Origin of the sequence: Clostridium sp. CF012 (genome assembly GCF_018861755.1) — a bacterium.
Classification (GTDB): Bacteria; Bacillota; Clostridia; order Clostridiales; family Clostridiaceae; genus Clostridium_AD.
On record NZ_JAHLEF010000003.1, the window covers coordinates 295,278 to 321,463 of the forward strand.

Here is a 26,186-nt window from a genome sequence, read left to right on the forward strand (position 1 = left end):
AAAACAATTCGCTTATCATCTAAAGCGAATTGTTTTTTTATTTCTGCTATATTATTTGTAATATCTTTATTATTTATTCCAACCAGTAAAAAACAATTTAAGAATAAACAATACTGCCAAAATATAAATTACAACTGAAACTTTCTTCCTTTTACTAGCATCTCTAGTAAATATATTGTTTATGATGTTTAACACTGCATAGGAAAGAATTCCTATAGTTAACCCGTCTCCTATACTATAAGTTAGTGGCATTAATGAGATTGTTAAGAAAGCAGGAATGCCCTCTGTAAAATCACTGAAATCTATCTTAACTATACTTTCCATCATAAAATATCCTACAATTATTAGTGCTGGTGCAGTTGCGCAGGATGGAATTGCAATAAATAGTGGTGAAAAGAACATTGCTACTAAGAATAATATCCCTGTTACAACGGAAGCAAGTCCAGTCCTAGCGCCTTCTGCAAATCCCGCTGCACTTTCTACATAAGTGGTTACAGTTGAAGTCCCAAGGAAGGCTCCCGCTGTAGTACCTACGGCGTCTACCAGTAGCGCACGTCCACAATTTTTCACGTTACCATCTTTATCAACCATTCCAACTTTTGAAGCAACTCCTACTAAAGTTCCTACAGTATCAAAAAAATCAACAAATAAGAAGGTTAACATTATTACTAAAAATTCTAATATCCTAGTTGTATCCTTTAAGTATGAAAAATCCAGTTTATTTGCAATTGGAGCTATTGATTCAAATTTAAATATACCTTTTGGTGTGCCTATTTTTAAAGCTGCCGCTGCTTCTGGTGATGTTATTGCAAACAACCAAGCCAGTAGGGTGCTTGCAACTATTCCCCATAAAATAGCTCCTCTAATTTTTTTCTTTGATAAAACTACAATTATAATTACCCCTATTACAGTTATTAATACCGTAGGAGATGTAAAATTACCCATAGATACCTTTGTTGCTTCATTAGTAACTACTATACCAGCATCTACAAACCCAATAAAAGCAATGAAAAGTCCAATACCTGCGGTAACCGCTAATTTTAAAGTTGTTGGTATAGCGTTAACTACTGCTTCTCTCACACTAGTTAGTGATAATATAATAAAAATAACACCTTCTACAAAGACAGCTGCCAATGCTACTTGCCATGGAACTTTCATTCCAATTACTACAGTATAAGCAAAGTATGCATTGAGTCCCATTCCAGATGCTAGTGCAAAAGGTAGATTTGCATATAATCCCATAGCTATAGTAGTAAGTCCTGCTGTTAAACAAGTTACTGTTACTACAGCCCCAACCGACATTCCTGTAGCTCCTAAAATGTTAGCATTAACTGCAATAATATAGGCCATGGTTAAAAATGTCGTTATCCCTCCAATAACTTCTTTTCTTACGTCACTTCCATTTTCTTTAATCTTAAAGTATTCCATTAGTTCCCCCCATGTTTTTTATTATTAACTTGCACTAGGAGTTACTCCTAGTGCAAAATTAAAACATTTTATTCTAGTCCTCATGCTTACAATTGTTGCAATGGTGTTTTTTAGTTTTTTCTACAGCATTTAATATATTTTCATAACCGGTACAACGGCAAAGATTACCGGAAAGTTGTTTTTTAATTTCATCTGTGGAATACTCTTTGTTATCTTCAATAATAGGCACGGCTGACATAACAAATCCACAGGTACAAAACCCACATTGCACAGCTCCTTCATCAATAAATGCTTCTTGGATATCTGATATATTTCCCTCAGAATCCATAAGGCCCTCAACTGTACGAATTTCCTTACCTTCTGCCCAAATTGCAAGATAAATACAAGAATCAAAAGCTTCACCATCAATAAGAACAGTACAAGCTCCACATTCTCCAACCTCGCAACCTTTTTTAACACTCGTAAGGCCTAGCTGATTTCTCAGAACATCCGTAAGTGACTCTCTGTCATCTATCATAATTTGTTTAGCTTCACCATTTACTGTGCAGTTTAAAATTCCATTAGCCATTGATTACGCCTCCCGATTTTCTTATTGACTCCTTTAAGGCCCGTTTGCTGAGTTCGCATACAAGCTGAATACGGAAGTCTTTAGATGCACGCCAAGAAGAACGAGGATTAACTTCACTTTTTGCTACTTCTGCAAAAATATTAAGCATTTCCTCAGAAATTTTCATTCCCTTTATAGCTTCTTCAGCCCTGTGGCATCTCATGGGCACTGGACCTGCAACACCAAAAGCAAGATGTACATCTTCAATAGTAGCTTTATCTGCGCTAAGTTTGCAAGTTACACTGCATCCAAGGGTTGCAATGTCCATTGCATTACGCATAGCATATTTAATATAATTACCTGTAAAATTCTCGTAATTTTCTTTTGTAATATAGATAGCTGTAAGTAATTCGCCAACTTTCAGACTGACTTTTCCTGGTCCTACATAGTACTCTGAAATAGGAATAACGCGCACACCAGTAGGTCCTTCGATTTGGAGTTTAGCATTTAGTGCAAATAACGTGGATGCACTATCTGCGCTTGTAACTCCATTTGATATATTACCCCCAATTGTTCCTATGTTTCTTAATTGTGGCCCTCCTATATCATCAACAGCTTCTCCAAGTATTGGAATATATTTTTGAATAATCTCATTTTTTGTTATATGTGAAAAACTAGTAAGGGCACCTATCTTTATACTACCATCTTCACTAAGTGTTATTCCTCTTAGCTCTTTTATTCCATAAATACTTACAAGGGAGCACCCTGCAATCTTTCCATGACGAATACTGATAAGTACATCACTTCCGCCTGCAATAATTACGGCTTTAGGCTCCAGTGTAAGATGATCTATTGCATCCTTAACCGAAGTTGCCTGATATATTTTTTCTATATCATACATTGTTATTTCGCCTCCATGTTTATATCAAATTTTCCTTTTTAAATTTTTCTACAAGTCTTTGTGGAGTTAGTGGAGCCTTATTGAACTTAACTCCTGTGGCATGCAGCAGTGCATTTCTAATTGCAGGTGCAACAGGAATCGCAGGTGGTTCTCCTAGCGCCTTATTACCAAAAGGCCCTGACACATCATAGGTTTCTACAAACTGTGCTTCTAAATGCGGTGTATCCATAATAGTTGGAAGCTTATAGTCAAGTAGATTATCATTGAGCATTCTACCTGTCTTTTCATCAAATAAAAGCTGCTCAGTTAACCCATAACCCAGGCTCATACTCATGCCACCATGCACCTGTCCTGCAGCAAGTACAGGATTAAGAATTGTACCACTATCATGAACATTAATAACTTTAATAACTTTAATTTTGCCCACAGGGATGTCAACTTCAACTTCAACAAAACATACTCCAAAGGCAAATGTATTTGATTTGCATTGGTTTGTTACCTCTGATGTAATGTGGACAGATTTTTCTGTATTATAAAGTGCATGCATGGAAACTTCTTTAAGTGAGGCTAAAATCTCACCTGTTTCTTTTTCTACAATATTATTGTCTTTAAGATCAAGGTTGCCTATAGGAAGTCTTAACATGAAATTCGCATGTTCTATTATTTTTGCTTTAAGTTCCAAAGCAGCTTTTTTAGCAGCCATACCTGATACATAAGATTGCCTCGATGCATAGGCCCCTGTGTCAAAGGGTGTAATATCAGTATCTTGAGTTGATATAATGTGTACGTTTTCAGAAGGAATGCCTAGCACTTCTGATACCATTTGTGTAAATACCGTATCTGCTCCTTGACCTATCTCTGTGGCACCCATTTGAACTTGCACAGATCCATCTTGATTAAGCACAATCCTACAAGCTGCCGTTTCTAGTGATATGGGGAACACCCCTACTGCATAACTAAATATCCCCATACCAACACCGCGCCTTACAGGACCTGTTTGATTTTGATATTCTATAAGTTTATTATCCCAATCAATATATTTTCTGCCTTTTTCAATGCATTCTACAAGACCATTACTATTACATTTAACCTGATTATCAACAAACCCTAGCTTCATGGCGTTAAGTTTTCTCATTTCTATCTTGTCGACACCCAGTTTTGTTGCTACATCATCAACATGAGATTCAAGAGCAAAAGTGATTTGTGGTATACCATAACCACGCATAGCACCAGATGCTGGCATATTTGTATACACTGAGTACATATCACCTTTAGTTGCAACTTCATCATGATATATCTGTTTAAATGCATGCCCTGCTTTATTTGTCACACTATGTCCATGAGATGCATAAGCCCCTTTGTTACCATACATTTCTAACTTTCTAGCAACAAAACGTCCATTAGCTCTTACATAGCTTTTAATTTTAATTTTCATAGCGGTACGAAGACGAGTATTAACAAAATCTTCTTCTCTTGAAATATCTAGTTTAACACATCTGCCGCCAATAGCCTGGCACAAAAATGCATTAAGTGGCTCATAAAGAACCTCTTGTTTATTACCAAATCCTCCACCTATATATGGTTTAATAACTCTAATTTTCCCCCAATCAATACCAAGAGCTTGCCCAATTACACGGCGTGCAATATGAGGAATTTGAGTTGATGATACCACAACCAATCTTTTACCCTCAGCATAGGCATAGGATATTGGATTTTCAAGATGACAATGTTTAACGGGAGAAAGTTCATACTCTCCTTCAAAAACAATGAGTCCCTCTTCTTTTATAGCATTATCATAATTACCAATTTCATAACTTGTGTGTGCAAGAATATTGCCCGGATACTCCTCATGAATTATTTTTGCTCCTTCTTTTAAAGCAGATTCAATAGAAATCAAGGGCTCATATTCCTCGTATTCAACTTTTATAAGATTAATAGCTCTTGTGGCAATTACACTATCCGTAGCCACTACTGCTGCTATATCGTCACCATAATATCTAACTATTTTATTTAGTAATTTCCTGTCTGCAATATCCATATGAGCAGGGTCTAGTGAATATGGATGCCCCGCTGTTGGATATTGAATATCAGGAACGTCAAAGCAAGTTACAATTTTCACAACTCCCTTTAGTTTCATGGCCTCTGAAATATCAATAGCTTTAACAACGCCACTGGCAATAGTACTATGAAGAATTTTAGCAACAAGAGCATTATTTAATTTAAAATCATCTGTAAATTGTGCACGCCCAGTTACTTTATCAAAAGCATCAACCCTATTAATACTTTTTCCAATACTCATCTTGTTCCCCCTTATATAATTATAGAAATATGAGCTTTTATTTTATATAGTTATATATACTAAATTTAGATATACCGAAATATTCTGAAATTTTATCACCTGACTTTGTTATAAGAAACGCTCCAGCTTCATTTAAAAACTGTATAGCTTTTATTTTATCTTCTTTATTCATAAGTGCAAGCGGCTTGCCAATTACCTTCACTGACTGCTCAATAAGATCATCCAATAAGTCATTTACATTTCGAGGAATTTTTTCTAATTCACTACTTTCCTCTTGATGATTTAACAGGGATTTTATAGAATTTTCTGCTATAGTTAATTGTGTAATATCATAATTTATACAAAAAATCCCTGTAGGTTCATTATTCTCATCTCTTATATAAATACTACTAGATTTGAGCACTCGGCCATCATGAGTTTTTGTTAAATAGCCTAGTGAATCTTTTGAATCATGTTTTGCATTATTAAGCGCTTCTATTACAATATGAGATGCTCCATCACCTATTTTTCTATTGGTAACACGACCATTTTCTATGCTCATAATTGTATTTTGTAAACTTTCAGCCTTTAAATCGTGTATAACCACTTCACAATCATTCCCAAAGTGTTGTACGATGCCCTTTGCTAACCTTTTTAAAAAATCTAAATTCATATCATCTTTCATAATGCATCCTTCCTATATTTAGCATCCGCTTATGAATTTTTTTGCCACAGTATCACTTTCATAATAGAGCTTCTCTTCATCAATATTTACAAGTATACCATTTTTTACTACAATCTTGCCATTTACAATTGTATAATCTACAGTCCCTTTATACCCCACAGTACTTAGTAATGATTTAGGATCTATATCCGCACCTATAAGTTCTAGCCTGCTCGTATTTATCATAAATAAATCTGCTGCCATTCCAAGGTCTAATTTTCCAATATCATCCCTTCCCAGAACCTTTGCACTACCCTTTGTAGCTATTTTCAGTATATCATAGGCTGTGGGAGCATTTTTACCTGAGTTTAATCTGTGAAGTAAAAATGCAACTCTCATCTCTTCTAACATATTGGAGCCATCGTTGCTAGCACTCCCGTCAACTCCAAGCCCAACAGGTACATTGTACTTTAACATTTGTGGAACCTTTGCAATACCTGATGATAATTTCATGTTAGATATGGGACAATGTGCAATCCCCGTCCCGGTGCTTGCAAGTAATTTTAGTTCCTCATCTGTAAAGTGAATACCGTGTGCAAACCACACGTCAGAACCTAACCAACCCAAGCTTTCCATATACTGAAGTGGCCTCATGTTAAATTTTTCTAAAGTGAATTTTTCCTCATCCACTGTTTCTGCAAGATGTGTATGGAGTTTAACCCCAAGTTCTCTTGCAAGTTTTGCTGATTCACGCATTAAATCCCCTGTAACACTAAAGGGTGAGCAAGGAGCAAGGGCAACTTGACTCATAGAAAAACGACTTTTGTCATGAAACTTTTTCACCAAGCGCTCACTGTCTTTTAAGATATTGTCAACAGATTGAACTACAGAATCTGGAGGAAGCCCACCATCCTTAATACTTAGAGACATACTTCCTCTTGATGCATACATTCTAATACCAAGTCTTTTTGCGGCCTCAAACTGGGTTTCAATGAGATTATTTTGATGCTCTGGAAATACGTAGTGGTGATCAAAACAAGTTGTACAACCTGTTTTTAAAAGCTCCCCCATTCCACAAAGGGAGCTATACATAATAACATCACTATTTATATTTTTCCATATCTCATACAAATATTTTAACCATGGAAATAATTCCATATTTTGAACCTGCGGGATATTTCTACTGAAAATTTGGTAAAGATGATGATGTGTATTAATAAGTCCTGGATACACTACCATATTTGTAGCATCTATAACCTCATGAGCTGATTTAACGTCCTTGCCAATATATTTAATTTCACCATTTTCAATGTACATATTTATATTTTGGAATACATTGTCCTCATCATCACAGGTTACAAGGTACTTAATATTTTTTACAAGTATTGAATTTTCCATAATATTCTCCTATAGTAATTATTAATTAATATTTAGTATACTTCTAAATTCAGTATCTCACCTCATAAATATTCTGTCAATTGTATTTTAGAATATAATTTATAAACTGGTATGCTCAAATTTTATTACATCAAACAGGCCTCTATCAGTGATTTTAAGTTTAGGAATAACCGGTAATGCCATAAAAGCTAAAGTCATAAATGCATTGACATTCTCATTTATTTTTAATTCTTCCATAGCAATTTTATTAAGTTTTTCATGGCCTTTTGATACAGTTTCTAAATCGGAACTTGACATAATACCTCCAATATCTAGTGGTAAACATCCCTTTACCTGGCCATTTACTACAACCACAAGGCCTCCACCAATTTCTATTATTTTTTCAGCAGCTATTTTAACATTCTCAGGACTGCTGCCTATAACAATTAAATTATGTGAATCATGTGCTATAGTGGATGCAATCGCTCCATTTTTCAGGCCATATCCTTCAATTAACCCCTTACCAATATTGCCGGTGCCATTATGTCTTTCAAATACATAGATAGGCAAAATATCAATTGCTTCATTATATACATAATATCCGTTTTTATCTACCTTTACCTCTCTATTTACACTTTCCGTAAAAAGACTATGGTCCATAATTTTAATGACTTTTGCAGTCTCAGCTGATATTTTTATTTTTAAGTCCTCCTGCGTAAATTCTTTAATATTAACACTATTAGAAACCACTTCTAATAGCTCACTATCTTCCTTTATATGTGTGTACCAATCAGGTAATATTTGTTTCCCCTTTTTAAAAGTTTTTAGCACATTAAAATCCGTTAAATTATCTACTATTATAAAATCTGCTATATAACCAGGAGCAATTGCTCCAAGGTTTTTAAGACCATAGCATTCTGCTGAATTTAATGTTGCCATTCTAATAGCAGTTATAGGATTTACACCCCCTTTTATGGCAAGTCTAATATTGTTGTCTATATGGCCTTCCAGCAGTATATCCTTAGGATGCCTATCATCTGTACAAAAGGTAAATCTACGCTCATTATTGGGATTTACAGCACCAACTAAATCAAGTAAATTCTTCGCAGCAGAGCCCTCTCTTATTGCAACATAAATACCATTCCTAAGTCTATCCATTACCTCTTTATGGTTCATACATTCATGATCTGTTTTAACACCAGCTAGAGAATAGGCATTTAATTCTTTTTCCTTGATAATAGGTCCGTGTCCATCTACTATTTTATTATATTTATCAGTAAGCTCAAGCTTCCTCAGGATACCTTCATCTGTAAAAACAACTCCTTGATAATTCATAAGTTCTCCAAGGCCCAAAACTCTTTCATGTTGCATAAGTTCTTCTAAATCCTCTGCTTCTAGTATTGCACCTGACGTTTCATATATAGTGGCAGGAACGCAAGATGGTAGCATAATATATACATCAAGAGGTAAGTTTTCACTGGAATCAATCATATATTTAATCCCCTCAAGCCCTTTAACATTAGCTATTTCGTGACAATCAGAGATAACTGTGGTGGTTCCCCTTGGTAATACCGCTCTTGCAAATTGATATGGTGAACCCATTGATGACTCTATATGCACATGGGAATCAATTAAACCTGGAACTATATATTTTCCTTCACCATCGATTGTCTCTATTCCTTCATAATCACCTATACCAATAAATATACCATCACTAATGGCTAATTTACCATATATAATCTCTTGTGAAAAAACATTTATAACATTACAATTTTCAATAACTAAATCTGCTTTTTTTCTACTTGTAGCTACCTGGATTAAATTTTTAGTTCTACTTGAATTCATAATAATACATCCCCTTGATTACAATTTTAAATTATATTGATGTATTTGACCTAATTTATTTTCTTCTATTTACTGTAAAAATTTTTAAATTTTTACCATTATAATATGTCCTTTATTTGTTCAGATTACCATTTTGACAAATAAAAGTCAACGCAATTTGCAAAATATTTTAGCAATTCAAAAAGCTTTTGTAAATCCTATTGATTTTGAAAATAAACATTGATATACTTAATTTCTAGAGGATTTGTAAAACTAATTTTATTTATACTATATTATTGAATTGCGAGGTCTTAAATGAATAAGGATTATAGTTTTGATTTTTTAAAAAGATTAGCAAAAGGTATTTCAGCTCAATTCGGAAGAAATTGTGAAGTAGTTATTCATGATCTATCTGATGGCCACGTAGATTATCCAATTATATTTATTGAAAATGGCCATGTAACGCACAGAACAACAAGTACTAGCGCTTCACGTGTTGTCCTAAATGCACTAAAACATGTTTCTGATTCACTAGAAGATAAATTGAATTATCTTACCAAGACTCATGATGGTAAAATTTTAAAATCAAGTACCATATATATACGAGATAATGAAAATAAGCCCATGGGTATATTTTCTATAAATTACGATATTACTGAGCTTACTATAGCAAAAAATTGTATAGATTCCTTAATTAGTCATAAAGAGGATATTAAAAGTGCAGATAAAATTCCGCAGAATGTAAATCAACTACTAGATGACTTATTAGAAGAATCCGTACTAAAAATAGGTAAACCAGTTGCTCTTATGAGTAAAGAACAAAAAATACAAGCAATTCAATTTCTTAATGATGCCGGTGCTTTTTTAATTACAAAGGCTGGGGATAAAATAGCAGATTTTTTCGGTATTTCTAAGTACTCCATATACAATTACGTTGATATTAAAAATAAACTTTAAGTAAGGCGGTGTGAAAATGAATGAATTTATGAAAATCGCTATTGAAGAAGCACTACAGGGAATGAAAAATGATGAAGGTGGTCCTTTTGGCGCCGTTGTTGTTAGAAATGGTGAAATTATTAGTAGCGCTCATAACGAAGTTGTTAGTACCAATGACCCTACAGCCCATGCTGAGGTTGTAGCACTAAGAAAAGCTTCTAGTACACTTGGTAGATTTGATTTATCTGACTGTGAAATATACTCTTCTTGCGAACCTTGTCCTATGTGTTTTTCGGCAATTCACTGGGCTAAAATAAAAAAACTTTATTATGGCTCAACTAGAGAAGATGCCGCAAATATAGATTTTGATGACCAATATATTTATGATGTAATAAAAGGAACTGCAAAGGTCCTGCAAGTTGAAGTAATCCAAATCAATAGAGAAGAAAGCCTTGAGCCTTTTAAAAAATGGAAAAGCAAAATGGATAGAGTCCAATATTAGACCATAAGACAAAGCACTGCCCTTCAGTAATATGAAGGGCAGTGCTTTGTCTTATTTTAATACTTCTTCATTAATACAAGTATCTGGTTTTTCACCCATAAGAACTTTACTAATATTTCTAGCTGCAATTAACCCCATATTTCTTCTGGTTTCCATAGTAGCTGAAGCGATATGTGGAACAATTACAACATTGTACATATCTAGAAGTTCTGGCTCAATGTCTGGTTCATTTTCATATACATCAAGTCCAGCTCCCCATATTTCACCTTGCTTAAGGGCTTTAACTAATGCTTTTTCATCAATTACAGGTCCTCTAGATGTATTAACAATAACTGAAGTTTTTTTCATCAGTGAAAATTCCTTTTCACTAATATAATGAGTAGTAGAAGGTAACAATGGTACGTGTAATGAAACAAAGTCCGCTTCCATGAGTAAGGTTTCTTTATCCACAAAAATAGCGCCTAATTCATCTTCTATTTTAGAATTACGCCTTAGACCAGTATAAAGTATTTTCATATCGAAAGCCTTAGCTTTCTTTGCAAAGTTAAAACCAATTCGCCCTGCCCCTATAAGTCCTAAGGTTTTACCAGTAATATCTCGTCCTAGAAACATCATTGGATCCCAAGATTGAAAAGCACCATTTCTTGTAAATTTATCTGCTGGCACTATTCTTCTAGATACAGCCATAAGCAGTGCCCATGCAAGGTCTGCAGTTGCATCATCTAAGACTCCAGGAGTGTTAGTAATAATTATGCCTCTTTCAGTAGCTGCAGCTATATCAATATTGTTAAAGCCAACACCGTAGTTAGCAAATATCTTACACTTAAAGCCAGCTGCGCTTAGCACCTCACTATCAACATTATCAGTTATAAGACATAAAACTGCATCCATACCTACAACCTTTTCCAATAGCTCCTCTTTTGTTAAAACTCTATCTTGTGGATTTATCTCTACTTGGAAATGTTCTTCTAAAAGTTCAATAGCCTCATCTGGAATTCTTCTTGTTATGTAGACTTTTTTCCTATCCATCGTATTCTACCTCCTGCAATTATAATGTCCACCTATATTAGTACGTTTCATTGATTCTTACAGTTAATATTTAATTTTAATTCCTGTATATAAATGATATATTTATATTATACTTCATCATATACCACGAAAAAAGTAAATTTTAAAATAATACACAATATATTCTGTTCTAGTTGTCTAATATTCACATTTATTTGTTTTTAGAATTATTCATAAATTTCCACAGGAGTATTCATTTTAGTATATTCCCAAATAATCTCAATATCATTATCTGCTAGGGCAATACATCCTGCAGTCCAGTCACTTAGGATCCCCCCGCCATGTATTCCTATTACTCCACCTAAAGGAGTATTCCAATCCGGTCTTTTACCATTTTTAATTTTTATCTCTACTTCTTTCAATGCAAGTTCGTCTATTAAACCATTTTCTAATCCCTTTTGGGCATCTTCCACATTAGGATAATTAAGTCCTAAGAATAGGTTATATTTACTTTTATCATTTCTAGTGCAAATATTATATTTGCCTTCAGGTGTTTTCCTATCACCTTCTATAATTTTATCACCAATAGGCTCTCCCCCTAATACAATTTTAAATTTTCCTATTAGCTTATTATCTCCATATAATTCTAATATCCTTATGCTTTTATATACCTTTATAGCTACATCCTGTGGTTTGTCTACAGGCTTTTTAAAAAACAAGTCCTCATCCTCGAGAGTCCATGTAAATTGTCTATCTGCTTCATCCACTTTATAAAAACTGGAATCGCATGCTTTAGAGTTTTTTTTATAAAATTCATAGGCTCCTACTACCCCTACCGCAAGCATTGCTCCAATAACCATATTCTTTTTACTCATTTATATCTTCCTTTCTTTGTTTATCTCTATATTTTTCCATTATTTTTTTCTTTAAATTTAATTTATCATATTATTCCAAATATATCAATTTCTAATTTCTATAGCTTCTATTAATGCAGTTCTACTATTTAACATCTTTCAAATATAAGTTCATTGCTCTGTTTGCCTACTTCTTTTATAATCTTCATTTTCCTTAAGCAATATGTTATTTTTCTTACTTTATATACAGTAATTTTCAGTATTTTGGCTAATTCTTTATTTGTAAAATTTGCGGGTAGTTCTTCTGGTAAAAATCGCAAAAAATCTTTTCCTTTTTTAAATGTTACTTTCTCTACTACCTGTACTAACTTTCTATCCACAATGCTAATACCTTTTCTTCTCCAGCTTCCTTTGCCATCCTTACACCTTATTTCTTCCTCTTTGGTCATTAAGATTTCTAGTATAAAATTTTCTTCATCTATCAAATCAGGTATCCTAATTAACTCATCAAATAAATCCACTAATTTCCCTTTTTTAGGAGATTTTCTTCTGCTAATTACTTTATCCGTACCTTCCATTGTTACTATATATTTTTCTATAGCTATAGGGTGTACTAGTGTAACCATGTTATATTTAACCAAGGCTCTTAGTTTATTGCCAATGGCACTAAAATTTCTTGTTTGTATTTCTATTAATGAATCTTCCCTTACTAAATCGATTATATATTTATCTACCTTTACCTCTAATCTATCCCCAGGCATAGCATACCATTGCTTAATGGATGAATGTAGTGATTTCTCATTGTTTATGTTTATTCCTGATTGCTCCACAATATAGACTATATCTTCTGTTTCTCCCATTTTTTCTCCTCACATTTATATATATTAAAATTCTCTTTCAAACTTTTTATATCTAGTTCCTTGAAAGGTAAGCTTCCCAACGTCCCCTTCTGCGAGTAATCCAAATTCACTGCCGCTTATTTGTAACTCCATCCTATCTCCACTCTCCACTTCAAAGGTTGCATGATAAAATGTACTACTACTATGAATGGGCTGATTATCATTCATGCTACCGCGACTCGACGTATGTGTCCTTTTAGTTACTACCTTTGCTTTTACTGATAAAACAGGTTTTTTATTATTATTTGACCATTGACCTATGCCTTTAATTATTCTGAATATAATTATACCAAATATCAGCACAAACATAATGGGAAATATAAATTGGATAATGTTAAACATAAACATTTGTTTTCCATCCCCTCTTATTTACTTATAATATATTATATAATAATCATACCAAAAATGTCATGATAAAGAAATTAATTTCTCCTGTTTGCCTTGCAATAGAAGAAAAAACTCTTAATCAAATTTTGTATTTACATGCTATTTGTGTATCAAGGCACACTATAACATACTATACTATTAGAAGGTGATGAATATGAAAATTACAATACTATCTGATACTCATGTAAAAAAACATAGCGATAAACTTTTCAAATTCATAGATAATATATCTAGAGAATCTGATATGATAATTCATGCAGGTGATTATGTCTCCTCTAGCGTGGTATCAAAATTAAGAGAGCATAAGAACTTTGTTGGAGTATGGGGAAATAATGATAAGGGATACATCAGAGACCTATTAAAAGAAAAGCTAATTATACCAGTGGAAGGATATAAAATTGGTTTATACCACGGTCATGGTAATGACAAAAGTACACTTGAGAGGGCTTACGCGGAATTTAGTGGAGATAAAGTAGATATAATAATCTTTGGTCACAGTCATCAACCACTAATTATAACTAAAAACAAAGTTCTTATGATAAATCCTGGTTCACCCTCTTACAAGAGGCGGGAGCCATGGTATTCTTATGTTATTTTAGAGATTGAGGATAAAAAAATAAACGTTCAATTAAAATTTTTTAATTAATATTAAAAACCATTATTTACAATTTAAAGTATCCAAGGAAGGTTTCGCATACAGTGGAATACATGACTAACATTTTTCTATAATCCAGCATATATTATATGGAATAAATAATTCATTGAAATTATTTATTCCATATTTATATTTGTTTATATTAATGGAGATGAAAAAATGCACAAGAATGACTTCTTGTTACAAATATATGGAGTATCTGGAATATTAGGTTTTCTTTCCGAAATGTTTAATAGCATGCAAACCTCTTATATTATTCTTTTAGTGCTTATTATTTTAGATACTATTACAGGAATATCTACTGCTATAAAATATAAAAGATTTTCCAGCACAGGATTACGTAAAGCTACTAAAAAAATTATCACTTATTCCATTTGCGTAATTACAGTTAAATTGCTGGAAACTATTTTAAATCCCTTAATAACCACCAGCATATTATCCCAAACTATTATAGCTTTTCTAGCAATTACTGAGAGTGTTAGTATTTTAGAAAACCTACCCCTACTGGGAGTTCCTATACCTTCTAATATTCTGCCTATATTGATTACAACCTTAAAGATACCAGGATTAACTGCTATGATAGCAACTTCGAAGGACAAGCATAGTGAATTTTCTGATATTGACGATATAATAAATTATCAAATTCCAGCTTTCGAAGATAAATATATCCGAAACTTTTTAGAAATTAAATGTGATGTAATGAAATCTACTATTAATCAAATCATTCTTATAGATGAAACTCCTAATGATAATCCAGATATATTGTTTTATAGGATTCTTTCCACAATAGAGTTAGGCCTTAAGGATATGAACAAGAAATGGTTAGAAGAAAAAATTCCACCTAAATATATTGAAAGCTTTTCTAAAGTTAATCAACCAAAAGTAGATAACTGTTTAGAAAAACTAAAAATTATTTGTTATTCCACAAAAACAACAAGTGAGAAAAAAGCTCAAATTATTGATTGTATTATAATAATTTTATATCAAACAATAATTGATGCACGTAAAATCATATAATTTTAAATCCTAGATTTAAACGGATCTAGGATTTATTACTTTTATTTATTAATAATTTTAAAAATTAGTTTTAGTTGTTCCATATTCCCTTATATTCACATAAATAGTAGTAAGGAGGCGAGTATATTGAAAATTGATGCTGTTTTCGAAGGTGGTGGAATGAGAGGTATAGGCATACTTGGTGCCATAAATTGTATAGAACATCACGGATATGAATTTCAAAGAGTTGCTGGTACTTCTGCTGGAGCTGTTATTGCTGCATTAATTGCCGCTGGTTACAGTGCGTTGCAAATAAGAAAATTGCTTTTAGAAATAAGCTTTCTTAAATTCATGGACAAAGATAAACTGCAACGATTACCAATTTTAGGGAAGCCCTTAGGAATTATAAAAGAAAAAGGTCTATATTCAGGAGATTATCTTCAAAACTTTATGGATAATTTACTTAAACATAAGGGGATAAGTAAGTTTAAAGATGTATGCGTTAATGGAGAGTATAAACTTAAAATTATAGCCTCGGACATAACAAATAAAAAATCTATTGTAATTCCCAGCGACCTTGCAAACTATGGCATCGATCCAATGGAATTTAGCATTGCTAAAGCTGTGAGGATGAGTTGTTGTATCCCATTCTACTTTAAACCTGTTCAACTTCTTACACCTTCAGGTATAGCCTATATTGTAGATGGAGGAGTTACATGCAATTTCCCACTAACCATCTTTGATGTAAATTCAATACCACGGTGGCCCACTATAGGTTTTAGATTTAACATAGCTGATGATAATAAAAATATACTTAAGGCTAATGATTCATTTTCTTTCCTAATTGCGGTGGCTCAAACCATGTGTAAAAAAAACACCAGTGAATATCTGAATGAAGAAAATTTAATTCGTTCAGTTATTATCCCAACATATGGAATAGCCCCTACAGATTTTAATCTTTCCAAAGCAACTGCAATTCATTTGTACAAGAGCGGTTATATAAGTGCTAAAAAATTTTTAGAAAATTGGGACTTTCAAGATTATATAAATAAATACAGATACAATTAACTTTTCCCCTGTCCACTAAAATGAACAGGGGAAAAGTTAATTATTTTAATCTTCTTCTATTTCAGTAACTTCATATCCTACTTCTTCAATAGCATCTGTAATTTCACTATCATTTATTTCATCTTCAAATTCTGCTGTAGCAAATTTTTCTTCTAAGTCAACTTTTACTTTAGTAGCACCAATGTCCAATAAGGCTTCCTTAACATGACTTACACAATGACTGCAACTCATTCCATCAATATATATTTTTTTCTTCATTTATAATTCCCCTTTCGATTGTTAATTTATATTATTATATATGTTTCATTTTAGATTATATAATCAATAAGTCAACTTAATTTTATATTAGTGGCACAAAATCTTTTTATTTTATATTTAAAGTATTATATCCAAAAACCCAAAATAAATTCTACTTTATATATTTTGCCTCTTATTTTAATTTTAGTTTTGATAACCTCTTCACTAATTCTAAAGTAAAGTTGTCTAATTCCTTTAATACAAGTTGCAAATTTGTTATCTCGTCTACTCCATATTGAATGCTAGCTGCTACGCTTTCCGTAGCATCATTATTTTCTTTTGAAATATTTACTAAATTTTCAATCTGATTATTTATAGTAGATGCATTTGCAGACATTTCCTCCGTAGCTGATGATACCTCTTCTACCTTTTGTGAAACGTTGCCAATAGCACTAGATATTTTATCAAACTTACTGGCTGCAATGTCAACATAACTATATACCTCTTTAACCCGATTTGCCACACCTTCCATTGAACCACCTGCAGCTGCTATTCCCCTTTGAACTTGTTTAATAAGCTCAGATATTTCTTCTGCAGATTTTGATGATTGTTCTGCTAATTTCCTTACTTCATCTGCAACTACTGCAAAGCCTTTACCTTGCTGCCCAGCTCTTGCCGCCTCTATAGACGCATTTAGTGCTAATAAATTGGTTTGCTTAGATATAGCCGTAATAGCATCTATTATACCATTTATTGCTTCTGATTTTTTATCTAACTCCTTAACTAGTTGTGAAGTATTTCCTACTTCCACAACTATTGCTTTTGACTTACTTGCAAGTTCCATCATTGTTTTATTTCCATCACTTGCAGTATCTTTAGCCTCAATTGCTTGCTCTGTAACCATTTGTGAATTACTGGCAATTTGACCTATTGCATCATTAATATAATGAATACTATCAGCAGAACTATTCAATTCTTCCGTCTGTTTATCTATCCTTGAAGCAATATTTCCAGTCAATGTATTCATTTCTTTAAATCCTTCTACATTTCTGTGAAAGGCATCCGTAAATTTTTCTTCAACATCATAAATTTCCTTAGAAGTTTTAGTAATATGAACTAAAAGTTCTTGGAAGGTATCTAACATTTTATTGGTGGATCCTGCTAGTTCACCTATTTCGTCATTACTATCTATTTGTATTCTTTTTGTTAAATCGCCTTCTAGATTAGACATATCGCTCATTTTTTCTACTAATACATTTATTGATTTAGTTTGGCTTTTAGTAATTTTCCTCACCATGAATTTTATGATTAAAAGAACTATAATGGAAAATATAATTGCACCTAACAAAATTAATAGTTGCGCTTTCAATATAGTATCTAGCTTAATTTTCAATACTACTAAGGTATTCATTCCCTTTTGTGTCTTCATAGGTATATATGTAGTCATGGAGGATGTCCTATCAATTACGTCTCTTTGCACCTCCGAAGTTGTTGATTTACCAGTATTTATAGCTTCTTCAATTATTTCTTTATTAGCAATATCTTCAAAAACATCTCCAAATTTGGCAGGACTTTCTTTAGCTTTATCTACAATATATGTCCACTTATTATCCCCATTTAAAGTGACTATAGATATTTCTTGTATGAAATCCACTCCTTTGTCACCTAAAAAATTTATTCCATTATTAAGCTCCTTATAAATGTCACTATTCTCTTTTTCACTTAAGAACTTATCATAATCTACTTTTTCTAGCCTATTACTAATTGCCGTAGTAAGCACCGGTCCTATTCCCACTACTACTTTCTTAACAGTTGATTGAAGCAATAAATATGTAGCAACAATTATTATTAAAAATATAGAAATTATTAGTAACATTATTCTTTTACTCAACTTATCACTTATAGAGGTTTTCTTTTTCTTATGTGTAATTTGTCTCATGTTAATCCTCTCCTTATATGCAATTATTTTTTAGAATCTATAATAAAATAGCTAATTTTTAGCTATTTTCTTCATTCCTGTAATTATAAATAGCATTAATCCTATCACTGCAATAATATCCCCTATACTTATGGCAAAGTTTCTTAAGAAAGTTAGTGGGATAATATCTCCCAAAAACCATACTCTAGTATTTTCATTTATTAAGGAATAAAGGCCTTCCTTGCTCATATTTAAAGTAAGGCCTGCTGCTTCTGCTGCTTTAGCACTTACTGGCATGGCTCCACCATTTAAGAAAATCGGAATAGCATTTAGAAGAAATCCTAATCCCATAAGCACAATATACTTATTTTTTCTATTAAAATAAATAAAAATTATAAGTAAAATATACATGATTGAATCTAATATATATGTAAAGATACCTATATTAAAAGAAACTTTTCTTATGGAAACAACAATAAAAAATTCTATAAAGAAAGCTATAAAAACAAGATATGTGCATTTTATATCTACATTTTCTAGATTTCTTATATTTCCTTTTAATATATATCCAATAATCAACGCAAAAATTAACGCTTCAATAAACATTTAAATCCCCACTTTACTTTTTTTGTTTCTCTAACACTTTAAAATATGCTTTTACTACCTTTGGATGAAATTGAGTTCCAGAATGATTTTTGACTTCCTCTATAACCATATCATTATCTAAAGCTTTTCTATAAGGCCTATCTGTAGACATAGCATCTATAGAATCTGCAAGTTGCACAATAAAAACATCAAGGCTTAACTCTTCAACTATTTTCCCATCTGGATACCCATTCCCGTCATATCGCTCATGGTGATTTCGTATAATGGGTAGTATATTTTCAAGATTTTTAATGTCTTTTAAAATATTATAACCTATCTGAGGATGGGTTTTTATGATATCAAATTCTTCCTTTGTTAGCTTACCAGGTTTGTTTAAAATATGATCATCAATTCCAATTTTTCCAACGTCATGAAGTAAAGCTGCCATATTTAATTGTTCAATTTTCCAGTCATTATATTTTAATTCTTTAGCTATACTGGCTGAAATTTCCGCAACCCTTTGAGAATGTCCTTCTGTATACTTGTCCCTTGCCTCCATGGCAAGCATTATTGCATTTACAGTTTCCACATATTGGGATTTAGATTGTATATATAAAGAAAAAGTGTACCTTGCTAATACTATGGGAAATAACACAAGCATTACACCACCATAACTGTATAAATTGAATACATAAGCTAATAGTATTCCAAAAGGAGTCATAGCAAAAGTATTTAATAATACCAGTTTAAAATTACCTAAAAATGAATATAAAATACCTTTTTTATTGGTCATTGAAAATACAATTGATATAATAAAAGTATTAATTATATAAAATACAATTCCAAATACAATAATTGGTAATAGGTTGCTATCTAATTTACCATTATATTTAGTTCCACCTACTAATTTGTAAAAGTAACTACCATATAAAATAGGCAATGTAAATCCACAACAATTAAATAATGTTCCGTAAAAAGGGGTATTAAATACATGCTTATATTCATTATTATTTTTAAACACTCTAAATAAAAAACCTAATACTAAAATTATTACTGCATTAAATGTGTTAAATAGAAGAAATGAAGCAACTGTAATCGCAAAACTTGTACTAAAAGAAATTTTTCTATAAATCACTGTAAGACTTTCTGTTAAAACTGTTAAAAATACAAAAAATATAAAAACATCAAATCTTATTGAGGTAAAAATTATGTGTTCTATTTTAAAGAAAACAAGGAAAGATATAAACGTTATAATATATATAGTTATAATATATATTTTTAAATTTAGCGGCAATTTCTTCATTATTTTCCTCCTATATATATTAAAGGCCGATAGTCCTAATTTACCAAATCCAACTAGCTGTCGAACCACCAGCTATAGCAAGTGCTAATATAGCTAATAATATTGTAGTTAATTTTTTCATTATTAAAATCCCCCTTTGATTTAAATTAATAGGGCTACGCTATAACCTATCATAATTTCTCTCCGCTAGGGTAAACAATTAAAATAATAATTTCATAAACTAATTTTAAAAAACAGTAAGTTATCGGCATCGGCCCTTAAAGCAAGTTCATAAGCCACTTAGTGGCTTTTTAGAAGTTCTAACAGTTGTTAAATTTTTTTTGTACTCTTCTATTTATAGCTGCTAGGGTAGCTTTTGCAATAGCTTCATTTATGTCATTTTTCACAATAGCAGATCCTACCATGGTTTCTTCTGATTCATTTATAACCATATTTACGAGCACTGATATAAAGGTTATATCCCTATTAGTAGTACTTATTACATCTTGTACATCAAATATAAAGACTTGTCCAAGAATTTTTTCTACAGCATCAATAGTCGCCTTAGCTACTATTTTTTTTCTGTTTGCTGCAGTTTTTATTCCCACTTGTGTTACGAAAAATTCTTGTTCTTCATAAAGGAGTTTAACGCTGCACTCCAACATGTTTGGTTGAACATTTAAGGAAATGCCCCCAAACTTTATTCTTTTAATAGGGTCACAATCATCTGTTTCAATTTGTGCAATACTAATAACTTTTCTATCTATTCTATAATCAAAAGAGGTTAAAAGAATAGACTCAATATCTCTAACTATTTGCTTTGGTGCCCTTAAGGTATTAGCCAGTATATGCATCTCTTGAATATCATTATCTTGCTGTATTATTTTTGTACTAACAACGCCATTTAATTTATTTATCATTTCACTAAAAATATCAAAATCCATAATATACGCCTCTTTCCTTCAATAATAAGCAAATTATAGCACATCTAATAATGATATACAAGATTTTACATATTCCCAATATAGCATTACAGTTCGTCTAATATTAACATATTATTGTGGAATAATATATAAATTTTATCCTAAATTATACTATTTTTTTTTATATTTCCATATGTGTTTTTGTGCTTATAATCCAGTTCATATTTTCACATTGTCCAAGTTTATCTAATGTCTTTATCACAGTTTTCCATCTATTTGCAATAATCAAAATTAACTAATTATTTACTAGATTTTTAGCTAAAATTCTATTATAATATATTTGATGCAGCATGCTTGAAATTTTATGAATATATGAATAATAAGATTTACTTTGAAATGTATATCGATGTGCCTCTTTAATTTTCACGTATATTTAATACATTAACGACATTAGTTCATATATTCACTACAAAAATAATATAATGTTATTTATTAAAGTTTAATTTTTCACAATATTCAAGTGTAATGCAGGATTAGATAGGTGAATTTTAAATTTATAATTCATCTATATGTAATCATAGATCTTAAAGGAGGTATATTTTAGTGTGTTCTAATTGTTTAAACGGAGAAAGTTTTATAGTTTTAGAAAAATTTATTAATGACCTTCCAAGTAAAGAAGGTGCTCTTATCGAAGTGCTTCACAAAGCACAGGGTTTATTTGGCTACTTACCCCAAGAGGTACAAGCTTTCGTAGCAGAAAAGCTAAAAATTCCAGTTTCAAAAGTTTACGGTGTTGTGACTTTCTATTCTTACTTCACTATTAAACCAAGAGGCGAATATGTAATTAATGTTTGCATGGGAACTGCATGTTTTGTTAGAGGTTCCGGAGATGTACTTGATGAGTTTCAGAAGAAGTTAAAAGTTAAAACTGGTGAGACTACTAGTGAAGGTAAATTTACATTAGGTTCATTAAGATGTGTAGGGGCTTGTGGTCTTGCACCCGTAGTAACTATAAACGATAAGGTTTATGGCCATGTTACAGTAGATCAAGTAGATCAAATACTAGCTGAGTATGCGGAGTAGGGGGGGGAAATACATTGAATAAAATTAATTCTTATGATGAACTTAAAAAAATTCAAAATAAATATAATACATTACTAGAACTTAGGGAAATGAGCGAAGAAAAGGAACTAGCTTCTGACGGAAAACGATGTACAAGGTATTTATCAGTTTGTGGTGGTACTGGCTGTAAGTCCGCTCAAAGTGATGAAATACTCGCAAATCTACAAAAGGAAATCGCAGCAAACGGACTAACGGATGAAGTAACTGCTGCTATTACTGGTTGTTTTGGATTTTGTGAAAAAGGCCCCATCGTTAAGGTTTCTCCTGATAACGTATTCTACGTTAATGTCAAACCTTCTGATGCAGAGGAAATAGTTAAAGAGCATTTATTAAAAGGCAACATTGTTGATAGACTTTTATTTGAAGAACCAAGTTCAAAAATAAAAATAAAAAAACAAGAGGATATGCATTTCTATAAAAAGCAGGTAAGAATTGCTCTAAGAAATTGTGGACTTATTAACCCTGAGGACATAAAAGAATACATAGCTGAGGATGGTTACTTAGCCCTGGGCAGGGTAATTACAGAAATGTCCCAAGATGAGATTATAAAATTAATGATCGATTCAGGTTTAAGGGGCAGAGGCGGCGGCGGCTTCCCAACAGGCAAGAAATGGGCTTTCGCTAAGATGTACGATGCTGATCAAAAATATATAATTTGTAATGCTGATGAAGGAGACCCAGGTGCTTTCATGGATCGTTCTATTCTTGAAGGGGACCCACACAGTGTTCTAGAAGCTATGGCAATAGCGGGCTTTAGTATTGGTGCTTCAATTGGAGATATTTATATTAGAGCAGAATACCCTCTTGCAATTAGTAGATTAAGAATAGCTATAAGCCAAGCTCGTGCGTGTGGCCTCCTTGGTAAAAATATTCTAGGAACTGATTTTAGCTTTGATATAGAGATTAAATACGGTGCTGGAGCTTTCGTATGTGGAGAAGAAACTGCATTAATTCAATCTATCGAAGGTTCACGTGGAGAACCAACTAATAAACCACCATTCCCAGCTCAAAGTGGATTATGGAATAAACCAACTTGCGTTAACAATGTTGAAACTCTTGCAAATATTCCAGCTATCATTAACAAAGGTGCTGCTTGGTATAGTTCTATAGGAACTGCAACCTCTAAAGGAACAAAAGTTTTTGCGCTTGCTGGCAAAATAAATAACGTTGGGCTAGTCGAAGTTCCGATGGGTACTACACTCAGAGAGATAATATTTGATATCGGTGGCGGAATTAAGAACGGCCGTGAATTTAAAGCGGTTCAAACAGGCGGTCCATCAGGTGGATGTATTACAGCAGAATTCTTAGATACTCCAATAGATTATGAATCGCTAGGTGCTATAGGCTCTATGATGGGTTCTGGCGGTATGATTGTTATGGACGAAGATAATTGTATGATTGATATAGCTAAATTCTATTTAGAATTCACTGTGGAAGAGTCTTGTGGTAAATGTACTCCTTGTAGAATAGGAAATAAACGTCTTCTTGAAATGTTAGAAAAAATTTCAAAAGGAAACGGAACAAAGGAAGACCTTCATAAATTAAAATCACTTGCAAATACCATTAAGGACACTTCACTTTGTGGACTAGGACAAACTGCTCCAAATCCAGTATTAAGCACTATGAAGTACTTCAAGAGTGAATACGAAGCTCACGTTTATGATAAAACTTGCCCAGCTGGAGTATGTAAAAACTTATTAAGATACACTATCACGGGTAAATGTATCGGCTGTACAAAATGTGCAAGGCAGTGTCCAGTAAACTGTATTAGCGGAAAAGTTAAAACATTACATGTTATTGACCAGGATAAATGTATTAAGTGCGGTGCATGTCAAACTGCATGTCCAGTTAATGCAATCGTAAAAAAATAACATCTAAACAAGTTTTTAAATATAAAATATAAGAAAGAGGTGCACGCTGTGAGTTTAATTACTCTTACTATAAACCATCAAGAAATTCAAGTAGAACAAGGCACGACTATTCTACAAGCTGCTAGAATGTTAAATATAAATATACCTACATTATGTCATTTAAATATGCATGATGGAAAAACTACAAACCATCCAGGTTCTTGTCGTGTATGTGTTGTTGAAGTTATCGGACGCAGAAACTTAGCTCCTGCCTGTTGCACTCCTGCTACAGAAGGAATGGTCATTAAGACAACTTCAATTAGAGCTATTAAAGCACGAAGAACTGTGCTTGAATTAATTCTATCTGACCATCCACAAGACTGCTTATTATGCGAAAAAAATACTGTTTGTGAATTACAAAGATTAGCTGCTGAACTAGGTGTTCGTGAAATTCGCTATCAAGGTGAAATGTCAACTTATCCTATAGATAATTCAAGTAGCTCTATTGTTAGGAATCTAGATAAATGTATATTATGCAGACGTTGTGAAACTATGTGTAATGAAGTTCAAACTGTTGGAGTTTTATCCGGTGTAGGCAGAGGCTTTGAAACTGTCGTATCTCCTGCTTTTGGACTACCAATGGGAGAAACAACTTGTACTTTCTGTGGAAAATGCGTTTCTGTATGTCCAACTGGTGCCTTAACAGAAGTTAATAACACTTCTAAAGTTTGGAATGCTCTTGATCAAAACGAAAAAGTTGTTGTTGTTCAAACTGCTCCTGCAGTTAGATCTGCATTAGGTGAAGAATTTGGGCTTCCACAGGGTACTCCTGTTACTGGAAAAATGGTTGCTGCACTAAGAGCTTTAGGCTTTACTAAAGTATTTGATACGGATTTCGCAGCTGACTTAACAATAATGGAAGAAGCTAGCGAATTTATTCATAGATTACAACATGGTGGGAAACTTCCAATGCTTACAAGCTGTTGTCCTGGTTGGGTTAAATTCTTTGAGCATCAATTTAATGATTTATTAGATATTCCATCTACTTGTAAATCACCACAACAAATGTGGGGTGCCGTTGCCAAAACATACCTTGCAGGAAAAATGAATGTAGAGGCAAAAGATATGATAGTTGTATCTGTAATGCCTTGTCTTGCAAAGAAATATGAAGCTGCAAGGCCGGAGATGGCTACAAATGGAGTACCAGATGTTGATATAGTTATAAGTACAAGGGAACTGGCTAAAATGATTAAAGAAGCTGGGATTGATTTTAATTCATTACCAGAAGAAGAATTCGATAATCCATTAGGGGAATCTACTGGTGCTGGAGTTATATTTGGTACTTCTGGCGGAGTTATGGAAGCAGCACTTCGTACTGCTTATGAATGGTTAACAAATGAAACACTTGAAAGTGTAGATTTTGAAGCAGTAAGAGGTATGGAAGGCATAAAAGAAGCATCTGTAAAAATTAACGATCTTGATGTTAAAGTAGCTATTGCAAGTGGACTTGGAAATGCTCGTAAATTATTAGAGGCTATTCGTGCCGGAGAAGCTGACTATCACTTAATTGAAATTATGGCTTGCCCTGGTGGATGTATTAATGGTGGTGGACAGCCTTATGCAAATGATTATAAAGATATATTAACAAAGAGAATGTCTGTTTTATATAGTGAAGATAAAAACAAGACTATAAGAAAATCTCACGAAAATCCATACATCAAAAAAATATACGAAGAATTCCTTGGAGAACCATATGGCGTTAAAGCTCACGAACTTCTTCATACAGAATATGTAAAACGTAAATAGTCATAAGTAAAAAAACAGCAGATATAACGAGGCCACTGAAAAAATGGTTGTTTTTTCAACTGGGTTCCTAATTTGAACAAAAAAAGCATGAGATATCCATATTTTTGGATATCTCATGCTTTATATTTTTATAATTAAG

Annotated in this window: 24 protein-coding genes; 8 read left to right on the top strand and 16 right to left on the bottom strand. The window is 32.6% G+C overall.

The genetic code is table 11. The features are described 5' to 3' along the window. Positions 1–69: 69 nt before the first annotated feature. The 7 genes from KPL50_RS05550 to ade all read right to left on the bottom strand — a co-directional run bounded on the left by KPL50_RS05550 (position 70) and on the right by ade (position 9,040). On the bottom strand, positions 70–1,428 hold the full coding sequence (locus KPL50_RS05550; RefSeq protein ID WP_216297458.1) for an NCS2 family permease: 1,359 nt from the start codon (positions 1,426–1,428) through the stop codon (positions 70–72). Positions 1,429–1,501: 73 nt separating this feature from the next. After that, positions 1,502–1,996, bottom strand: coding sequence for a xanthine dehydrogenase subunit XdhC (gene xdhC / locus KPL50_RS05555; RefSeq protein ID WP_216297459.1), 495 nt, complete (start codon positions 1,994–1,996; stop codon positions 1,502–1,504). Then, the gene (gene xdhB / locus KPL50_RS05560; RefSeq protein ID WP_216297460.1) at positions 1,989–2,876 is read right to left on the bottom strand and encodes a xanthine dehydrogenase subunit XdhB; all 888 of its coding nucleotides are present in this window, start codon (positions 2,874–2,876) and stop codon (positions 1,989–1,991) included. The genes xdhC and xdhB overlap by 8 nt, the downstream gene beginning before the upstream one ends. Positions 2,877–2,895: 19 nt before the next feature. Then, positions 2,896–5,175: a xanthine dehydrogenase subunit XdhA gene (gene xdhA / locus KPL50_RS05565; RefSeq protein WP_216297461.1), complete on the bottom strand. Its 2,280-nt coding sequence runs from the start codon at positions 5,173–5,175 to the stop codon at positions 2,896–2,898. A gap of 37 nt (positions 5,176–5,212) precedes the next feature. Beyond that, positions 5,213–5,839, bottom strand: a complete 627-nt coding sequence (locus KPL50_RS05570) for a transcriptional regulator (RefSeq protein ID WP_253200464.1) — start codon at positions 5,837–5,839, stop codon at positions 5,213–5,215. Positions 5,840–5,857: 18 nt separating this feature from the next. Continuing rightward, on the bottom strand, positions 5,858–7,216 hold the full coding sequence (locus KPL50_RS05575) for an 8-oxoguanine deaminase (RefSeq protein WP_216297462.1): 1,359 nt from the start codon (positions 7,214–7,216) through the stop codon (positions 5,858–5,860). Between the two features lie 99 nt (positions 7,217–7,315). Beyond that, on the bottom strand, positions 7,316–9,040 hold the full coding sequence (gene ade / locus KPL50_RS05580) for an adenine deaminase (protein WP_216297463.1): 1,725 nt from the start codon (positions 9,038–9,040) through the stop codon (positions 7,316–7,318). A 294-nt stretch (positions 9,041–9,334) separates the two neighbouring features. Between ade and KPL50_RS05585 the strand changes: the two genes are divergently transcribed. Together KPL50_RS05585 and KPL50_RS05590 are read left to right on the top strand one after the other, a co-directional pair. After that, complete coding sequence (locus tag KPL50_RS05585; protein WP_216297464.1) at positions 9,335–9,976, top strand: transcriptional regulator; 642 nt, start codon at positions 9,335–9,337, stop codon at positions 9,974–9,976. 16 nt (positions 9,977–9,992) lie between these two features. Beyond that, on the top strand, positions 9,993–10,457 hold the full coding sequence (locus KPL50_RS05590; protein ID WP_216297465.1) for a nucleoside deaminase: 465 nt from the start codon (positions 9,993–9,995) through the stop codon (positions 10,455–10,457). 51 nt (positions 10,458–10,508) lie between these two features. On the opposite strand, the gene KPL50_RS05595 is transcribed toward KPL50_RS05590, so the two are convergent. The 4 genes from KPL50_RS05595 to KPL50_RS05610 form a co-directional block, all read right to left on the bottom strand. Further along, positions 10,509–11,486 carry a D-glycerate dehydrogenase gene (locus tag KPL50_RS05595; RefSeq protein ID WP_216297466.1) on the bottom strand — a complete coding sequence of 326 codons (978 nt, stop codon included), beginning with the start codon at positions 11,484–11,486 and terminating at the stop codon, positions 10,509–10,511. Between the two features lie 206 nt (positions 11,487–11,692). After that, entirely contained in the window at positions 11,693–12,340 is a 648-nt protein-coding gene (locus KPL50_RS05600; protein WP_216297467.1) for a murein L,D-transpeptidase family protein, read from the bottom strand. A 128-nt stretch (positions 12,341–12,468) separates the two neighbouring features. After that, positions 12,469–13,179: a hypothetical protein gene (locus KPL50_RS05605; protein ID WP_216297468.1), complete on the bottom strand. Its 711-nt coding sequence runs from the start codon at positions 13,177–13,179 to the stop codon at positions 12,469–12,471. Positions 13,180–13,203: 24 nt separating this feature from the next. Continuing rightward, complete coding sequence (locus tag KPL50_RS05610) at positions 13,204–13,566, bottom strand: DUF2500 domain-containing protein (protein WP_375372903.1); 363 nt, start codon at positions 13,564–13,566, stop codon at positions 13,204–13,206. A 193-nt stretch (positions 13,567–13,759) separates the two neighbouring features. On the opposite strand from KPL50_RS05610, the gene KPL50_RS05615 reads away from it, so the two are divergent. From KPL50_RS05615 to KPL50_RS05625, 3 genes are all read left to right on the top strand, one after another. Next, positions 13,760–14,251: a metallophosphoesterase gene (locus KPL50_RS05615; RefSeq protein WP_216297469.1), complete on the top strand. Its 492-nt coding sequence runs from the start codon at positions 13,760–13,762 to the stop codon at positions 14,249–14,251. 168 nt (positions 14,252–14,419) lie between these two features. Further along, complete coding sequence (locus tag KPL50_RS05620; protein ID WP_216297470.1) at positions 14,420–15,277, top strand: phage holin family protein; 858 nt, start codon at positions 14,420–14,422, stop codon at positions 15,275–15,277. Positions 15,278–15,403: 126 nt separating this feature from the next. Next, positions 15,404–16,324, top strand: coding sequence for a patatin-like phospholipase family protein (locus KPL50_RS05625; protein WP_216297471.1), 921 nt, complete (start codon positions 15,404–15,406; stop codon positions 16,322–16,324). 45 nt (positions 16,325–16,369) lie between these two features. Here KPL50_RS05625 and KPL50_RS05630 read toward each other — a convergent pair whose 3' ends face one another. From KPL50_RS05630 to KPL50_RS05650, 5 genes are all read right to left on the bottom strand, one after another. Beyond that, complete coding sequence (locus KPL50_RS05630) at positions 16,370–16,582, bottom strand: heavy-metal-associated domain-containing protein (protein ID WP_216297472.1); 213 nt, start codon at positions 16,580–16,582, stop codon at positions 16,370–16,372. A 172-nt stretch (positions 16,583–16,754) separates the two neighbouring features. Beyond that, the gene (locus KPL50_RS05635; RefSeq protein WP_216297473.1) at positions 16,755–18,500 is read right to left on the bottom strand and encodes a methyl-accepting chemotaxis protein; all 1,746 of its coding nucleotides are present in this window, start codon (positions 18,498–18,500) and stop codon (positions 16,755–16,757) included. A gap of 51 nt (positions 18,501–18,551) precedes the next feature. After that, a complete protein-coding gene (locus KPL50_RS05640) occupies positions 18,552–19,085 on the bottom strand; it encodes a DUF5317 domain-containing protein (RefSeq protein ID WP_216297474.1) in 534 nt (177 codons plus the stop codon). A 13-nt stretch (positions 19,086–19,098) separates the two neighbouring features. Continuing rightward, the gene (locus KPL50_RS05645) at positions 19,099–20,367 is read right to left on the bottom strand and encodes an HD-GYP domain-containing protein (RefSeq protein ID WP_216297475.1); all 1,269 of its coding nucleotides are present in this window, start codon (positions 20,365–20,367) and stop codon (positions 19,099–19,101) included. 299 nt (positions 20,368–20,666) lie between these two features. Beyond that, on the bottom strand, positions 20,667–21,290 hold the full coding sequence (locus KPL50_RS05650; RefSeq protein WP_216297476.1) for a hypothetical protein: 624 nt from the start codon (positions 21,288–21,290) through the stop codon (positions 20,667–20,669). Positions 21,291–21,872: 582 nt separating this feature from the next. Here KPL50_RS05650 and KPL50_RS05655 point away from each other — a divergent pair. From KPL50_RS05655 to KPL50_RS05665, 3 genes are read left to right on the top strand one after another with little or no spacing between them, the layout of a single operon-like run. Beyond that, positions 21,873–22,352: an NAD(P)H-dependent oxidoreductase subunit E gene (locus tag KPL50_RS05655; protein ID WP_216297477.1), complete on the top strand. Its 480-nt coding sequence runs from the start codon at positions 21,873–21,875 to the stop codon at positions 22,350–22,352. Between the two features lie 14 nt (positions 22,353–22,366). Then, the gene (locus KPL50_RS05660) at positions 22,367–24,262 is read left to right on the top strand and encodes an NADH-quinone oxidoreductase subunit NuoF (RefSeq protein ID WP_216297478.1); all 1,896 of its coding nucleotides are present in this window, start codon (positions 22,367–22,369) and stop codon (positions 24,260–24,262) included. 48 nt (positions 24,263–24,310) lie between these two features. Then, positions 24,311–26,047 (top strand): NADH-dependent [FeFe] hydrogenase, group A6, encoded by a 1,737-nt coding sequence (locus KPL50_RS05665; protein ID WP_216297479.1) that lies wholly within the window; start codon positions 24,311–24,313, stop codon positions 26,045–26,047. Positions 26,048–26,186 lie beyond the last annotated feature (139 nt).

Excerpts from the sequence above, each read along its gene's own strand:
- KPL50_RS05550 (WP_216297458.1), bottom strand. The coding sequence starts at position 1,428 with ATGGAATACTTTAAGATTAAAGAAAATGGAAGTGACGTAAGAAAAGAA.
- xdhC (WP_216297459.1), bottom strand. The coding sequence starts at position 1,996 with ATGGCTAATGGAATTTTAAACTGCACAGTAAATGGTGAAGCTAAACAA.
- xdhB (WP_216297460.1), bottom strand. The coding sequence starts at position 2,876 with ATGTATGATATAGAAAAAATATATCAGGCAACTTCGGTTAAGGATGCA.
- xdhA (WP_216297461.1), bottom strand. The coding sequence starts at position 5,175 with ATGAGTATTGGAAAAAGTATTAATAGGGTTGATGCTTTTGATAAAGTA.
- KPL50_RS05570 (WP_253200464.1), bottom strand. The coding sequence starts at position 5,839 with ATGAAAGATGATATGAATTTAGATTTTTTAAAAAGGTTAGCAAAGGGC.
- KPL50_RS05575 (WP_216297462.1), bottom strand. The coding sequence starts at position 7,216 with ATGGAAAATTCAATACTTGTAAAAAATATTAAGTACCTTGTAACCTGT.
- ade (WP_216297463.1), bottom strand. The coding sequence starts at position 9,040 with ATGAATTCAAGTAGAACTAAAAATTTAATCCAGGTAGCTACAAGTAGA.
- KPL50_RS05585 (WP_216297464.1), top strand. The coding sequence starts at position 9,335 with ATGAATAAGGATTATAGTTTTGATTTTTTAAAAAGATTAGCAAAAGGT.
- KPL50_RS05590 (WP_216297465.1), top strand. The coding sequence starts at position 9,993 with ATGAATGAATTTATGAAAATCGCTATTGAAGAAGCACTACAGGGAATG.
- KPL50_RS05595 (WP_216297466.1), bottom strand. The coding sequence starts at position 11,486 with ATGGATAGGAAAAAAGTCTACATAACAAGAAGAATTCCAGATGAGGCT.
- KPL50_RS05600 (WP_216297467.1), bottom strand. The coding sequence starts at position 12,340 with ATGAGTAAAAAGAATATGGTTATTGGAGCAATGCTTGCGGTAGGGGTA.
- KPL50_RS05605 (WP_216297468.1), bottom strand. The coding sequence starts at position 13,179 with ATGGGAGAAACAGAAGATATAGTCTATATTGTGGAGCAATCAGGAATA.
- KPL50_RS05610 (WP_375372903.1), bottom strand. The coding sequence starts at position 13,566 with ATGTTTATGTTTAACATTATCCAATTTATATTTCCCATTATGTTTGTG.
- KPL50_RS05615 (WP_216297469.1), top strand. The coding sequence starts at position 13,760 with ATGAAAATTACAATACTATCTGATACTCATGTAAAAAAACATAGCGAT.
- KPL50_RS05620 (WP_216297470.1), top strand. The coding sequence starts at position 14,420 with ATGCACAAGAATGACTTCTTGTTACAAATATATGGAGTATCTGGAATA.
- KPL50_RS05630 (WP_216297472.1), bottom strand. The coding sequence starts at position 16,582 with ATGAAGAAAAAAATATATATTGATGGAATGAGTTGCAGTCATTGTGTA.
- KPL50_RS05635 (WP_216297473.1), bottom strand. The coding sequence starts at position 18,500 with ATGAGACAAATTACACATAAGAAAAAGAAAACCTCTATAAGTGATAAG.
- KPL50_RS05640 (WP_216297474.1), bottom strand. The coding sequence starts at position 19,085 with ATGTTTATTGAAGCGTTAATTTTTGCGTTGATTATTGGATATATATTA.
- KPL50_RS05645 (WP_216297475.1), bottom strand. The coding sequence starts at position 20,367 with ATGAAGAAATTGCCGCTAAATTTAAAAATATATATTATAACTATATAT.
- KPL50_RS05650 (WP_216297476.1), bottom strand. The coding sequence starts at position 21,290 with ATGGATTTTGATATTTTTAGTGAAATGATAAATAAATTAAATGGCGTT.